This window comes from Rhodococcus sp. T9N (assembly GCF_024436645.1).
Classification (GTDB): Bacteria; Actinomycetota; Actinomycetes; order Mycobacteriales; family Mycobacteriaceae; genus Rhodococcus_F; species Rhodococcus_F qingshengii.
Genome location: NZ_JAMSKS010000025.1, coordinates 23,680 through 38,382, shown reverse-complemented (window position 1 = coordinate 38,382; position 14,703 = coordinate 23,680). Strand labels below are relative to the sequence as shown.

General features: G+C 60.7%; 14 protein-coding genes. 5 read left to right on the top strand and 9 right to left on the bottom strand.

The features are described from left to right. Positions 1-31: 31 nt before the first annotated feature. The 3 genes from M1L53_RS28750 to M1L53_RS28740 all read left to right on the top strand — a co-directional run bounded on the left by M1L53_RS28750 (position 32) and on the right by M1L53_RS28740 (position 3,174). Complete coding sequence (locus tag M1L53_RS28750; RefSeq protein WP_007733938.1) at positions 32-757, top strand: GntR family transcriptional regulator; 726 nt, start codon at positions 32-34, stop codon at positions 755-757. A gap of 108 nt (positions 758-865) precedes the next feature. Beyond that, positions 866-2,440, top strand: coding sequence for an NCS1 family nucleobase:cation symporter-1 (locus M1L53_RS28745; RefSeq protein ID WP_054188919.1), 1,575 nt, complete (start codon positions 866-868; stop codon positions 2,438-2,440). Positions 2,441-2,445: 5 nt separating this feature from the next. Continuing rightward, positions 2,446-3,174 carry an aspartate/glutamate racemase family protein gene (locus tag M1L53_RS28740; protein ID WP_007733934.1) on the top strand — a complete coding sequence of 243 codons (729 nt, stop codon included), beginning with the start codon at positions 2,446-2,448 and terminating at the stop codon, positions 3,172-3,174. On the opposite strand, the gene M1L53_RS28735 is transcribed toward M1L53_RS28740, so the two are convergent. After that, positions 3,141-4,316: an MFS transporter gene (locus M1L53_RS28735; RefSeq protein ID WP_054188920.1), complete on the bottom strand. Its 1,176-nt coding sequence runs from the start codon at positions 4,314-4,316 to the stop codon at positions 3,141-3,143. The two genes, M1L53_RS28740 and M1L53_RS28735, sit on opposite strands and share 34 nt — an antisense overlap. Positions 4,317-4,414: 98 nt before the next feature. Then, positions 4,415-4,726 carry a helix-turn-helix transcriptional regulator gene (locus M1L53_RS28730; protein WP_007733929.1) on the bottom strand — a complete coding sequence of 104 codons (312 nt, stop codon included), beginning with the start codon at positions 4,724-4,726 and terminating at the stop codon, positions 4,415-4,417. 338 nt (positions 4,727-5,064) lie between these two features. On the opposite strand from M1L53_RS28730, the gene M1L53_RS28725 reads away from it, so the two are divergent. Together M1L53_RS28725 and M1L53_RS28720 are read left to right on the top strand one after the other, a co-directional pair. After that, on the top strand, positions 5,065-6,315 hold the full coding sequence (locus tag M1L53_RS28725; protein WP_202425829.1) for an MCE family protein: 1,251 nt from the start codon (positions 5,065-5,067) through the stop codon (positions 6,313-6,315). An 82-nt stretch (positions 6,316-6,397) separates the two neighbouring features. After that, positions 6,398-7,153 (top strand): class I SAM-dependent methyltransferase, encoded by a 756-nt coding sequence (locus M1L53_RS28720; protein ID WP_007733927.1) that lies wholly within the window; start codon positions 6,398-6,400, stop codon positions 7,151-7,153. 43 nt (positions 7,154-7,196) lie between these two features. Here M1L53_RS28720 and M1L53_RS28715 read toward each other — a convergent pair whose 3' ends face one another. From M1L53_RS28715 to M1L53_RS28685, 7 genes are all read right to left on the bottom strand, one after another. Continuing rightward, on the bottom strand, positions 7,197-7,949 hold the full coding sequence (locus M1L53_RS28715) for a MerR family transcriptional regulator (protein WP_054188921.1): 753 nt from the start codon (positions 7,947-7,949) through the stop codon (positions 7,197-7,199). A 75-nt stretch (positions 7,950-8,024) separates the two neighbouring features. Further along, on the bottom strand, positions 8,025-9,512 hold the full coding sequence (locus tag M1L53_RS28710) for an NAD(P)/FAD-dependent oxidoreductase (RefSeq protein ID WP_007733920.1): 1,488 nt from the start codon (positions 9,510-9,512) through the stop codon (positions 8,025-8,027). After that, positions 9,509-10,429: a hypothetical protein gene (locus M1L53_RS28705; RefSeq protein WP_003939862.1), complete on the bottom strand. Its 921-nt coding sequence runs from the start codon at positions 10,427-10,429 to the stop codon at positions 9,509-9,511. The genes M1L53_RS28710 and M1L53_RS28705 overlap by 4 nt, the downstream gene beginning before the upstream one ends. Position 10,430: 1 nt before the next feature. Beyond that, positions 10,431-11,342 carry an SDR family NAD(P)-dependent oxidoreductase gene (locus M1L53_RS28700; protein ID WP_007733918.1) on the bottom strand — a complete coding sequence of 304 codons (912 nt, stop codon included), beginning with the start codon at positions 11,340-11,342 and terminating at the stop codon, positions 10,431-10,433. Positions 11,343-11,511: 169 nt separating this feature from the next. Then, the gene (gene puuE / locus M1L53_RS28695; RefSeq protein WP_003940421.1) at positions 11,512-12,441 is read right to left on the bottom strand and encodes an allantoinase PuuE; all 930 of its coding nucleotides are present in this window, start codon (positions 12,439-12,441) and stop codon (positions 11,512-11,514) included. 16 nt (positions 12,442-12,457) lie between these two features. Beyond that, positions 12,458-13,444 (bottom strand): allantoicase, encoded by a 987-nt coding sequence (alc, locus tag M1L53_RS28690; RefSeq protein ID WP_054188922.1) that lies wholly within the window; start codon positions 13,442-13,444, stop codon positions 12,458-12,460. Positions 13,445-13,447: 3 nt separating this feature from the next. Further along, positions 13,448-14,692 (bottom strand): DUF6986 family protein, encoded by a 1,245-nt coding sequence (locus M1L53_RS28685; protein ID WP_007733914.1) that lies wholly within the window; start codon positions 14,690-14,692, stop codon positions 13,448-13,450. Between the last annotated feature and the right edge of the window lie 11 nt (positions 14,693-14,703).

The following is a 14,703-nucleotide window of genomic DNA, read 5'->3' as shown; positions in this document are numbered from 1 at the left end:
TACTCTGGCAGACAGACGAAGGGAGAGCGACATGCCGCCGCGCCGTAGATCGGTACTGCTGACGCAACTGGTAATCGATGCTCCCGGAAGTCCCCAACAAACGATCCTCGACGAACTGCGGCGAGTGATTCTGTCGGGTTCGGCGCCTCCGGGTACCCCGATTCCTCTCGGCGACGTGGCTGATGTGTTCGGTGTCAGTCGAATACCTGTGCGGGAATCACTGAAAACACTGGTCGGAGAGTCCTTGGTCGACCATCGACATCAATTCGGCTACACCGTTGCTCAGCTGACGCCGGCAGAACTGCGAGAGATGTACATCGTCCGCGAAACTCTCGAATCAGCTGCATTGGCCGTCGCCGTCGAGCAGGCAACCGAAGAGGATCACGAACACGCCGTCGAGGTGAACTCCCGTTTGGAGATCGCGTTGCGCTACGACGACTCTCAGTCCTATCACTGTGAGAGCCGAAACTTTCATCTCGCACTGACCCGACCGTCTCAGATGCTTCGACTTCTGCACATGTTCGAAGCTGCCTGGAACATCACCGAACCTGTACAGCCGATGGTCCATGTTGCCGGCGTCGATCGCCAGGTTCTGCACTCCGATCACACCGCGATGCTGGACGCATTCCTGCGTCGGGACGCATCCGCACTTCTGAGCGCTTCCGAAATCCATCATCGCCGACTCGATACCGTGATCGCGACTCTACCGACAGACACCGGTCTATTGGCCGAAAAAGATATACCGATCGCGCAATAGTCGTGCAACACAGCATCGATACCTTTCTCTCAACACAGTTTTCATCACTGACGCTGAGAGCTCGTGGCACCGTCCGCTGATTTCCTGCACTGACGCACAGGAGCTGTCATGACCGACATTCTTCCGTCCCGAACGACCACTACCCCCACTCCCCCAAAGGAAAGCGGATCGGGTGACCTTGTCGAAGCCGCGGGTCACCCTGTCGGAAGCGGCCTGATCAAGCCGGGCTACGACCCTCGTTTGACCAACGAGGACTTGGCGCCGCTTCGCAACCAGACCTGGTCGTCGTACAACATCTTCGCCTTCTGGATGTCCGACGTACACAGCGTCGGCGGATATGTCACTGCCGGTAGTCTTTTCGCACTGGGATTGGCCAGCTGGCAAGTACTCGTCGCCCTGCTGGTCGGTATCACGATCGTCTACTTCTTCTGCAATCTCGTCGCCAAGCCCAGCCAAGTTACCGGCGTGCCGTATCCGGTGATCTGCCGCAGCGTGTTCGGCGTCCTCGGCGCGAACATCCCGGCAATCATTCGTGGCCTGATTGCCGTGGCTTGGTATGGAATTCAAACCTTCCTCGCTTCAGCAGCCCTCGATGTCGTACTGATCAAACTCTTTCCGTCACTCGCGCCCTATGCCGTCGTCGAAGACTACGGATTCGCCGGACTCTCCGCACTGGGCTGGGGAAGTTTCATGCTCCTGTGGGTACTTCAGGCCTGTGTCTTCTGGCGAGGCATGGAATCGATCCGCCGCTTCATCGACTTCTGCGGGCCGGCTGTGTATGTCGTGATGTTCATGCTGTGCGGCTACCTGATCTACAAGGCAGGCTGGAGCGCCATCGATCTCACGCTCGGCGACGTCAAGTACTCGGGTTTCGACGCCGTGCCGGTCATGCTCGGTGCGATCGCTCTGGTTGTCTCGTACTTCTCCGGACCGATGCTCAATTTCGGCGACTTCTCCCGCTACGGAAAGTCGTTCGCTGCCGTCAAGAAGGGCAACTTCCTCGGTTTGCCGTTGAACTTCCTCGTATTCTCGGTGTTGGTCGTCGTCACTGCATCGTTGACGCTGCCGGTGTACGGCGAACTGATCACCGATCCCGTTGCGACCGTTGCACGAATCGACAGCACCTTCGCCATCGTTCTCGGCGCACTCACCTTCACCATCGCCACGATCGGCATCAACATCGTGGCCAACTTCATTTCCCCGGCCTTCGACTTCTCCAACGTGAGTCCGCAGAAGATCAGCTGGCGCGCCGGCGGAATGATCGCAGCGATCGGCTCGATCCTCATCACGCCGTGGAACTTGTACAACAATCCGGACGTCATTCACTACACACTCGAAACCCTCGGAGCCTTCATCGGTCCGCTGTTCGGAATTCTGATTGCCGACTACTACCTCGTGCGCAAGCAGAAGGTCATCGTCGACGAACTGTTCAGCATGTCGCCGACCGGAACCTACTGGTACAGCAAGGGATACAACCCTGCTGCAGTGATCGCCACCGTGGTGGGAGCCGTCGTCGCGATGGTCCCGGTCCTGGGCAAGGACCTCACCGGGATGTACACCGCAGCGCAGTACAGCTGGTTCATCGGTTGTGGGCTCGGATTCACCGTCTATTACCTACTCGCCGCGCGCTCTTCCTCAGCTGTCCGGAATGCTTCCTCTCCCGACACTGTGACGGTCGACTGATCGTCATGAGAATCAAGGTGATCAACCCCAACACCACGTGGGCGATGACCGCCAAGATCGAGGAATGTGCCCGGACCGTCGCAGGCTCAGGCACATTCGTCGAGGCTGTCAGCCCTGCCATGGGTCCCGCGTCGATCGAAAGCCACTACGACGAAGCTCTCAGCGTCCCCGGAATCCTGACCGAGATCGCCGCCGGAGAAAAGAACGAAGTCGACGGCTACGTCATCGCTTGCTTCGGTGACCCAGGTCTTGATGCAGCCCGAGAGTTGGCCAAGGGCCCCGTCGTAGCTGTTGCCGAAGCGGCCATGAACTACGCAAGTTTCCTGGGTCGCGGATTCAGCATCGTGACCACTCTCGGTCGAACCCGCGGCCGCGCAGCCGATCTGGTGGACCGGTACGGCATGCAGGCTCGGTGCCGGGGTATCCACTCCTGCGAGATTCCGGTTCTGGAACTCGATCGTGATCCCGACGCGCGAAAGGTGATCTTGGAAGCCTGTTTCGACGCATTGGAGCAAGACGACTCGGACGTCCTCGTGCTGGGTTGCGCCGGCATGGCGGACCTGTGCCAGGACTTGTCCGACGAACTGGGTGTCCCGGTAGTCGACGGCGTTGCCGCTGGGGTCACGATGGTTCAGTCGTTGGTCACCCTCGGGCTGTCGACCAGTTCGCGCGGCGAGTTCGCACGCCCACTTCCCAAGAACTACACCGGTACACTGACACCGTTCTCGCTGTGAGCGTGCCTGAGCGAGAGTCGAACACCTGTCACCAGCAGCGCCAGGATCGCGAACAATACTCCAGCCCAGACTAATTGGCGGGTTTCGAAATGCGCGAGAAACAGTCCACCGACCGCAGTGCCGAGCGTGATCCCCAGGTTGGAGAACGAGATGAAAAGGCTGTTGCCGAATTCAGGCGCGTCGACTGCGTCTCGCCCCATCCAGCTCTGCGAAACCACCAGTCCACCGGAATGCACTACACCCCAAACCAACACGGCTACAACCATCGCGCCGAAGTACGGGCCCGCCAGATAGAGCATCACGTAGACGACGATATACAGCAAGGGAAAAGCCACAACCGTGCGCACCACCGCCTTGGCGAGCAGAGCCCCGAAGACGAAGTTGCCGAAGATCATCACGACACCGAAAGCCAAGAGCATCGCGCTGATCCACGATCCGCTCATGCCGGTCACTTCGCCGAGGTATTCGGCAAAGTATCCGTACACCGAGAACATGGCTGCGAAGACGAAGGTGACGGAAAGAATGGTCAACCACACGCGCGGCCGGCGAAGTATCCCGACCTGTGCACCGTACGACAGGCGTTGTGTCACAGGAGCCGAGGGCAGAAGTACGACAATCCCGAAAAACGCGAGAACGTTGACCACGGCGCCGAACACGAATGCTGTCGACACCGAAAAGTTCTCGGCCAAATAGGACGTCAAGGGCACGCCGAACGCGAATCCGACTGTGACGCCTGCAAATACCTTGGTCACCGCGGCGGTCGCCTGTTCCGGCGATACCAGACGAACCGCACTTGCAAGCGCGACAGCGAAGAAGACCGGATGAACCACGGCGGGGATGATCCGAAATGCAAACATCACCTCGAAACTCGATGTGGTCGCATACACCACATTGGAGACCGCAAAGACTGCAATCGCCACCAACAGAACGGTTCTCCTGTTGATTCCCGAGGTGATCAGCGTTGTGAACGGACCGGTCACCGCCACGACGAGTGCAAACACACCGACCAACCATCCGGCAGTCGACGTGGTGATACCGAACTTTTCGCTGATCTGAGGCAGAACCCCGATAATGCCCATCTCCGTAGTGATGATTCCGAATACACCCAACGCCAGAACCGGTATCAACAATTTCGACTTCACGACACACTCCTCACTACTTCGTCACACAAGAAAGTTACATATCTAGATATGTAGATATATTTGGTTGAACAACCCAGCCGACGAGGGCAATTCGGCCGCTACAGCTTTTCGCGAACGAATTCCCTGAACTCGCCGATCACGGATTCGTTTCGTCGGTAATACGTCCACTTCCCGATGCGCTCGGACTCGAGCAGACCCACATCTTTCATGCCCTGCAGGTACCCCGAGATCACCGACTGGGCAAGTCCCGATCGCCCCTGGATGTCACCGACACAGACTCCGATGTGAAACCCGAGATCCTGCTGCGTATACGAGTCCTCGTCGAAGTACTTCGCCGGGTGCGCGAGCCACTCCATGATCTGCAGGCGAGTCGGGTTGGACAGCGCCTTGAAGATCGCCAAAGCATCCATGGACCACACCCCTCTGCACGACAACCGGAACGCATCTACTTTTATGGATATGTTTGGCGAAGTCAAGCCCGATCCGGACCGAAAGCCGTCTGTATCACATCGAAGCATTCGAAGTGAGCTGCGACACTTACGTTTCGACGACCTGCGGAAATCTCAGCGCCGACTTTCTATCTGTGACGACTTGTTTATAGTTATCGCCAACAACGAATTGCCGGAAGTTTTCGGTTCACCTCAGAACGTCCGTGGGTGAACACAATTCGCTCAACACCAGCCGTACCCGGCTTGTCATTCGGGAGTCGAACCATGAACACACCGCATCAGTTCAGGGTCGTCACCTCATGGTGATGTCGAAGCTCGCCAAATGGCAGCTGGTCGCCCTCGTCGTGGTTGCACTCCTGGGCTTGATCTATGTCGGAGCGAAATACGTACGGCTGGACAATCTTCTGGGATTCGGCCAATACACGGTCAAAACCGAACTGGCGACGTCCGGTGGCATCTTCACCAACGCCGAAGTGACCTATCGCGGTGTACCCGTCGGACGCGTCGGTGACATGTCGCTCACGTCCGACGGAATCGAAGTCGACCTGTTGATCGACAGCAGTGCTCCTCAGATTCCCGCATCCGCGCGGGCCGTGGTGGCCAATCGCTCAGCCATCGGCGAGCAGTACGTCGACCTTCAGCCCGATACCGACCAGGGCCCGTTCCTCGAAGACGGCTCGGTGATCGCCGTGGGCGACACAACCACGCCGATCCCGATCGAGAATGTCTTGACCAGCGCCAACGGTCTGGTGCACTCCGTTCCGGTCGACGCACTCCACACCGTCGCGAAAGAACTCGGCGCGGCATTCAACGGCAAGGGCGAAGATCTGCAGGTACTTGCCGACTCGCTGTCGGGGATCTCCCAGTCGGGCCTCGACACCCTTCCCCAGACCCTCGGACTGATCCGCGACAGCCAGACGGTGCTCACGACCCAGTCCGATCAATCGTCGGCGATCAAGCAGTTCAGCACCGACCTCGACGCACTGACGGCGCAATTGCGCACCAGCGACCCCGACATCCGACGCGTGATCGACAACGGCATACCGGCCAGCGAACAAGTCGGCTCTCTCGTCACCGAAGCCGGCCCCGCGCTCACGACCAACCTCTCCAACCTCTCCGCCGTTGCAGCGGCAGCCGCACCGACACTGCCCTCGCTGCAGCCCTTCCTGCTCTTCCTGCCTGCGCTCGCCGGGGCGGCGCCCACCGTTGCACCGGGAGACGGCACAGTACATCTGGGCTTGGTACTCGAGACCAACAACCCGCTCTCGTGCACCGTCGGTTACGAAGGGACCATGGCGATCCTCGACGAGATGAAGCGCAAGGACCCGAACTTCGACGACACGACGCAGAACTTCCCGTTGAACACTGCCGCCAACTGCCAGGCACCTCAGGGCAGCGAAACGGGGGTTCGTAGCGCCAACCGCATCGCGTTCGCCGACCCGAACACCTCGCAACCGTGGGACGGCAAGCCCAAGGTGGACCCGGACAAGCTCAACCTGAACCCGATTGCCACTCAACTCGCACCGATGCTCGGCGCCACCCCGAAGTAGCCGTAAACAACTGGCACCGTCGACCCTCCGCGACGATGATGATGTGATGTCGGAAGGAACGCCTGAAGGCGAGTCACAGAGCATGTCACGAGGTTTCGACGAACTTGTCGCCGAAGCGGAATCCGCCTCCGTCGACGGGTGGGATTTCTCGTGGCTCGACGGACGCGCCACGGAGCAGCGTCCGTCGTGGGGGTACCAGAGGCTGATGGGTGAACGTCTCGGCCGCGCCGGCGCCGCATTGGACATCCAGACCGGCGGCGGCGAAGTCCTCGCCGCTGCACCGTCACTCCCGCCGGTGATGGCAGCAACCGAATCCTGGCCACCGAACATCGCCAAGGCCACCGCCCTTCTGCGTCCCCGAGGTGTGGTGGTGGTCGCGGATCAGGACGAGCCGCCGCTACCGTTCGCCGATTCGGCTTTCGACCTGGTGACCAGCCGACACCCAGCGACGGTGTGGTGGACCGAAATCGCGCGGGTACTCGAACCGGGAGGAACGTACTTCGCTCAACATGTGGGTCACGCCAGCGTGTTCGAACTGGTCGAGTACTTTCTCGGTCCTCAGCCGCAGGCTCGTCGCGGACGGCACCACGAGGACGAAACTGCCGACGCGATTGCGGCCGGGCTCACCGTCGTCGACCTTCGTTTCGAGCGTCTGCGCATGGAATTCTTCGACATCGGCGCCGTTGTCTACTTCTTACGCAAGGTGATCTGGATGGTTCCGGGATTCACCGTCGCGCAGTATCGGGACCGGCTCCGCGAACTCGATCAGCAGATCCGTCGCGACGGATCTTTTGTCGCCCACTCGAGTCGATTCCTGATCGAGGCACGCAAGAGCTGAGCGCACCGCGACGGGCCGCACATCCCGAACGTGATCGATGCTGCTAGTCGGACTCGTCGGCGTCGCTCCGCGAGCCGATCGCAGCGGCAAGATAGTCGCCGAGTTCACGCTGAAGGTTCGCGTCGAGTGCCCGGGCCAGTGCCGAATGTACCGACGCCACACCGAGTTCACGCATCGTCTGGAGCATCTCGGCTGTTCCGGCAACCTCGTCGCCCTCCGGGAGCCAACCGACCCCGTGCTGATCGACGATGCGATCCTTCGCCGCCTGAATCAGGTCTTTGGCGATCCCGTCCACAGCGTTGTGAAGCTTTTCGTGCACATCGACCAGTTGATCGAGAGTGAAACCGTAGTCGAGGAGACTCGAAAATCCGCTGAGCAAAGCAGGATCGGTGAAAACGCAGTTCTCTCCTTCGATCTGTACCAGTCCGAGATCTACGAGACGATCCAGTTGACCATCTGAATCTCCCCCGAGAAACTCGCGTACGACGGCCATCTCGATACTCACGGTGTCGCTGCGGGACCATGGTTCGGTGACCGCGTGCTGCAGACCCAGCACCTCTGTCAGGTCTTTCCCGCTTTCCCACCCGGTGATGAAGTCGTCGATATGCGCAGTGGTGAAACCTCGTTGAAGAAGCGTGTCGATCAGCTTGAGGCGTTCGAGGTGCGCGTCGCCGTAGATGCCTACCCGCCCACGCTTCTCCGGCGGAGGAAGCAATCCACGTTCCTGATATGCCCGTACATTCCGCGAGGTGGTGCCCGCAGCGCGCGCTAGATCGTCGATGCGGTACTCGGTCACCGCCTCGTCTCCTCTGCCGCGTCGGTCGTCACGATTCCAACTTAGTGGCAACACCAGGCCGATCAGAACCCGGGATCAGGTCTGCGCAGTGTCTTTCTCGCGCACCGTGCTCGTGTAGTCCCGAAGATCCACCGATTTCAATTGGTTCACGTACTGGGTCGCGAAACCGGGAAACATAGTGGCATTGAATCCTTCGTCGGTGAGATACCAACTCGAACATCCCGAGTTCCACGTGGTCTTCGACAGCCGACGCTGCAACTCGACGTTGTACGCATCTTCGACATCTTGACGAACATCGAGTGCCTTGAGGTCGCGCTCGAGAACGATCTTGATCGCTTGGGCGAGATAGTCGAGTTGCGCTTCCATGTACACAAGGGCGGAGCTGTGCCCCGGACCCGAGTTGGGTCCGAAGGTGAAATACAGGTTGGGATAACCGGATACCGCAATGCTCTTGTACGCACGCGCCCCGGATTTCCACTCCTGAGCGAGCACACGTCCGTCCCGGCCGATGATCGGGACCGGTGTTCCGGTCTTGCAAACGTCGAAGCCGGTGGCGAAGACGATGCAGTCGAATTGATGCTCGATCCCTTCGACCGTGCGAATGCCATGTGGCGCCAATCTCGCGATCGGCCAGGTCACGAGTGTGCAATTGTCTTGCTGGAGAGCCGGGTAATACTCGCTGGTCATCAGCAACCGCTTGCACCCTGCCCGAAAGTCGGGAGTGAGTTGTCGCCGCAACCACGGGTCCTTCACCTGCATGCGCAGATGAAGACGCCCGACTGTTTCCACCACCCTCGTCAACGGGGATTCCCACACCACCCCGAGAGCAACCGATTCGTGTCCCCAGTACCAAGCCCGACGCGCCAGAGTCTGGACGACCGGATGACGGCGGTACAGATCCTTCGTGCGAGATCGGGTGCGTAGGTTTGCCCGCGGCAATGCCCATCCCGGTGTTCGTTGGAAAACCTTCACTGATCGTGCAGTTTTCACGAGTTCCGGGACGATCTGGACGCCACTGGCCCCGGTTCCGATCACTGCGACCCGCTTGTCGGTGAAGTCGTAGTCATGGTCCCAGCGAGCACTGTGAATCTTGTGTCCTTCGTAGCTCTCCAAACCCGGAACAGCGGGAAAGCTGACGTTCGCCAGCGGACCGGACGCCATGACGACGGTCCGGGCAATGACCGCTTCACGGCCCTCGAGCGCGATCGCCCAGACACCTGTCTGCTCGTCCCACTCGACGCCCGTGACGTTGCACCGAAACCGAATCTTCGGCTCGAGGCCGAACTCTTTCACCATCGTTCGGATGTAGCCGAGGATCTCCGCGCTGGCCGAGTAGGTGTGCGACCAGTCCGGGTTCGGGGCGAAACTGTACGAGTACAGACGGGACGGAATGTCGCACGCAGCTCCCGGATACGTGTTGTCGCGCCACGTCCCGCCGACCTCCGTGCCGCGTTCGAGAACGACGAAGTCCTCGATACCGTTCTGCTTCAACCGAATCGCCGCTCCGATTCCTGCGAAACCTCCACCGATGATCGCCACTGACAGTGGCTCGGCAGTACTCATGCGAGTGGCTCGTACGTAAGTTCCTTGGCCCAGGTCGGCTCGGAATTGAGCCTGCTGCCGGAAAGTCGGCCAGTGACCTTGACCATCCGATCGGCAAGCAGATGGTAGGGATGGTTGCGATTGATGACCATGTTGCCGTGCCACTTCACCACCCGATACATCGGGACGCGGAGCGCGGCCGGACTCCGTTCGCCTACGTTCCTGAATCGCTTCATCGCGGTGTAGAGCCGTTCCTCGTTCACTCCCATGTCGACGATGTTGTCGCGCATCTTGTTCAGCAGCGGGATGTAGCGAAGTGTCCCGATGATCAACGCCGGATTCATCCAGGCGCCGACGGTTTCGACAACGAGCTTGCGCGTCGTCGAGTGCCCGAGCATCTCGATCACCGCAAAATCGACCGCCAGATGCCTGGACTCGTCTGCATTGATCTTCTTGAACACAGCCTGACAGACCGGATCCTCGATCTCGTCCATGATGAACTTGACCAGGGCTCCGTCGAGCGCCACCTCGAGCATCGGTATGACGGTCCCGAGAATCGAGAGCGACAAACCGTCGGAATGCTTGTCCAGCCAGTCGATGACGAGCTTGACGTTGATGTTGGGCTCGGGCATCTCGTCGCCGTCCAGCATTCCCCAACGACGCATCAGCGCGAGTTCGGCGTTGGCGTGCTTCTGTTCCTCGGCGTGGAAATGCCGATAGATGTCTCGGAGAGTTTCAGTCGGCGCCTTGAGAGCCATCGCAGCGAAGCCACGGGCACCGACGTTCTCGATCCACATCAGGTCCGACATGAACGGTTTCAGCTTCGCATGAAGCTCTGGACTGATCGTCTCGGCGCCCGGAGCATCCCAGTCGATGTCCACCAGAGCCCATTGGCGGTCCTTGATCTTGTGCAGCATGCCGTCGAAATCGAAGGACATGTCACGCTCCTTTCGTGCTCGGCGAGTTCGTCTCCGGCGCCGCCGAAGTTCCAGATGAACCCGACTTCTGTTTCGGTGCAAAGCGATTGAGAACTCCACAGCCCCAGGTGTATGCAACGGGTAGATACCGTTTGAGTCGCCAGATCACCTTCGCATCGAACTGCGGCACCACGTAAAGTCGACCCTTGTCGTAGGCGTCGAGAGTGGTGACGGCGATGCGCTCCGGCGAAAAGCCGGTTCGCCGCATCAACGCTTGCGCCAATTGTGTTGCTTCCGCGGTGATTCGGCCGTCGAGAGCAACATTTGTCTTGACGAAGGTCGGACACAGCACCGTCACCCGCACTCCCGTACCGGCAAGTTCAGCGGACAAGGTCTCCGAGAGCGACATCACGGCGGCTTTACCGACGTTGTAGGGCGCCATCAGTGGCGCAGCCGCAAACCCAGCAGCCGAGGCCACGTTGATGAATCCCCCGGCCCCACTCGCACGCAGTTGTGGAGCGAATATCTCACAGCCGTGCACGACACCCCACAGATTGATCCCGAGTGCCCACTCCCAATCGTCGAAACCGATCTGGCCCACAGGTTTTCCACCGATACCGACCCCGGCGTTGTTGATCACCAGCGAAAGCGGACCCGCAAGTTCGAGTTCCGCGAACAACGCCAGGTCCTGAACCTGCTCACGAATTGACACATCGCATTTGACGGCGTGCGCGGTACCACCGATCTCATCGATGAGTGCCACTGTTTCCTTGGCCCGTTCCAGCGAGATATCCGCGCAGATCACCTCACCGCCTCTGCGCGCCAACTCCAACGAAAAGGCACGGCCGATTCCGCTGCCGGCGCCGGTCACCACTGCGCGGGCATTGTGGGACACCTTCGATCCGCGGTTCTTGGTCGGTTTCTTGGTCGGCACCGGTCGGCTCACCTTGAAGACGCTTCGACTGCTGTGTGTTTCTCCATCTCCAAAGAGTCATCCACAACCGTGCCAGTTGTCAATGGCCTAGAATTCGATGGCGGAATACGCGGCAGTCGAACCAGTACCCGGACTGCTCGAATGAAGTCTTTTGTCGACCGACCGTGATCTAAACGGGGTGCGCGGTCTTCCAGTGCTCGGCGATGTCGATGCGCCGCGCGATCCAGACCTTCTCGTGTGACTGCACGTGGTCCAGAAATCGCTCGAGAGCGGCCGCACGGGCAGGGCGGCCGACTATGCGGCAGTGCAACCCGATCGAGAGCATCTTGGGCGATCCGGCCGTCCCCTCCGCATACAGCACGTCGAAGGCATCGCGTAGGTGCGCAAAGAACTGATCACCGCTGGGAAATCCTGCGGGAGAGGCGAAACGCATGTCGTTGGTGTCAAGGGTGTACGGAACGACCAGGTGCTTCACCGATTCTGCGCCACGCGGAACGTCGACCCAGTACGGCAGATCGTCGGCGTACGAATCGGAGTCGTAGACGAAGCCGCCGTGCTCGACCACCAATTCGCGGGTGTTCGGTGAATCGCGCCCGGTGTACCAACCGAGGGGCGCCGAACCCGTCAGATCTCGCAGAATCTGCACTGCCTCGGCCATGTCTGCGCGTTCGCGCTCGATGTCCACGGATTGGTAAGACTTCCAACGTAATCCGTGGCACGCGATCTCGTGGCCCAACTCCTGAAAAGCACTGACTGCTTCGGGGTTACGCTGCATCGCCCGCGCCACCGCAAAGACTGTGAGAGGCAGGTTTCGCCGCTCGAAGGTTCGCAGTACACGCCACAACCCGGCCCGGGAGCCGTACTCGTACAGCGATTCCATGCTCATGTGTCGATTCGGAAATGCCTCTGCCGGAGTCATTTCCGACAGAAATGTTTCCGAAGCCGCGTCCCCGTCCAGGACGTTGTTCTCGGCTCCCTCTTCGTAGTTGAGCACGAACTGAACCGCTATCCGCGCGTCGCCGGGCCAGTGCGGATGCGGCGGATGAGGGCCGTACCCCACCATGTCCCGGGGATAGTCGTCGCGCGGATAGTCGCTCATGCCAACAACTTTACCGTCAGCGCCCGGAGATCACAGCGCGAGCAGCGTCGGTGAGTACGCCGAAGACTCTCAGCCGCGCCAGGCCACCGTCCGGGAAGATGTCCAGACGAACATCGGCGACCTGGACTTCGGAATCGATCGGAAAGCGATGGCGCGTATCCGGACGCAGCGTCGTGCGCGGCAACAGTTCGATCCACTCCCCCTCCGACGTCCGCCCGGTCAGAGCACCCTCACCTGGACTGTTTCCGAGGAAGTACGAGGTGTCGATCTCGACGAAACTCAGCACGCCTTCACCCGCGAGTTGTACTTGCACCCAGTCGTTTCCGTTGTCGCGGCGCCTGGCGGTCTCCCACCCGTCACCCATCGAAGCAGCGCGTCCGGGAAACAGGATGTTCTGCGGTGAGCTGTAGAACATGTTGGAGCAATCGGTCACGCGGCCACCGTTTTCGAGTGCTGCGAGGTCCAACGGCCCGGCATCGAGGAAACGCGGGTCCGGCCGCGCTTCGCCGTGAACACGGAATCTCGCCACGCCGCCGTCCGGGTAAATGGTCAGCTTGACGTGCGTCCACCGCTCCTCCGACGCCACCGAGAACGGATTCTCCGAGTCACCGTGCACGGTCGAGCGCTCGACGATGGTTGTCCACTCGCCGGATCCGGCCAGGTCGGCGGGATCCGGATACCCGTCGACCGAGATTGCTTCCACCGAGATCTCGGGCGGGTAATTGCCCTTGAACCACGCGGTGTCGACCACGACGCCTCGCACCACTCCGGGAACACCGAGTCGAACGATCGCCTCGTCATGGCCTGCCACCCGGCGGCGACGCGTCTCCCAACCGTCGTACACCTGCCCCTTGTGACCGAACGTCGCCGGCTGGTACCCGGCCTTGCCTGGGCGGATCAGGGCCTCACGCTCGGCAAACGCCTCGTCGTTCGCCCAGATGACGGCTCCGCCGAGGGTGCGCAGTGCGAGATCGGGCAGCAAGGTGAATTCGGTGGTGCTCATCGGTCAGTGTTCTCCTGTGATCGGTGTGGTGCGTCCTACGAGGTGACGGAGTGCGTTGGTGTCGGCGCTCGGGGCGAGTCGGAGAACTTCGGATTCCGGATAAGCCCCCGCGTCGAGCCCGCGCAGTACCACCGCTGCGAGCGCCTGGGCGGTTGCAGGTTCGTCCATCACGTCGCCACCTTGGCGCCCCAAGTACGACTGGATGCGCGGGGCAGCGGCGCCGAGCGCGTTGCGATAGAAGCCGAACGTGGCGAGCCAGCGGGTGACCAGATGCCCGGGGTGCATGTCCCACCCCTGGTAGTAACCGCGTTCCAGGGACCGCGTGACGAGGCGATGGTGCCGAGTGATCGCGTCGCGGATCGCCGTGGCGCTCCCGACAGGCGCGACCTGAGTCGACCCGTCGCACACCCAGACACCGGTCTGCGCGGCAGCAGCCAACATGACAGCCTTTGCGTGGTCTGCCACCGGATGTTCGAGCGACTGATGACGCGATGCAATTCCGCAAGCTGCACTGTAATCGTAAGTGCCGTAATGCAAACCGGTCAGACGACCGGCACCGCGATGGATCGCCTGAGCAACTGCCACCGTTCCGTCGGCCGCGATGACCGCCTGCGGGCTCTCGATCTGCAACTCGAACCGAAGCGAACCGAGCTCGAGTCCGTGCGCCTTCTCCAGCTCTTCGCAGAGCAACACCGTCGCCGTGACCTGCTCCACCGCGCGCAGTTTGGGAACGGTGAAGACAAATCCGTCCGGCACTCCGCCGGCCGCGTCGAGCACAAGCTCGAGCGTCCTGATCGAGCGCCGACGCTCACCGGCCGGCAACCCCTTGAACCTGATGCCACTCCAGTTCGGCCCGGCAGGATCAGCGCTGAGCGCGGCAAGCGTCTGTCCGGCCGACGTCGCTGCATCGTCTTCTTCTTCGTCGCTGCGGCGTCCGTACCCGTCCTCGAAATCGATCCGAAAGTCTTGGACCGGCTTGCGGCCGAGTTGAACTCGCACATCAGCGAGCGCATTCTCCGTGTCGAGATCGGCGAACACATGAGCATGGGAATCGAGAAGCGCGATCGCCTGCTCACCCCAGAGTCGAGGGGTGTCGACGGTTGCATCCGCAGCACTGACGTAAATCGTGTGCACGGGTTGGATCTCGTCACGGTTTCCCGGGTACTGCGCCGCGAGCCGCTCGTCCACCGGATCCAGAAGTCCGTCCAGACGATCGTGGACGGCGGCGGAGAGTCGGGATTCTGTCATCGGACGATCTT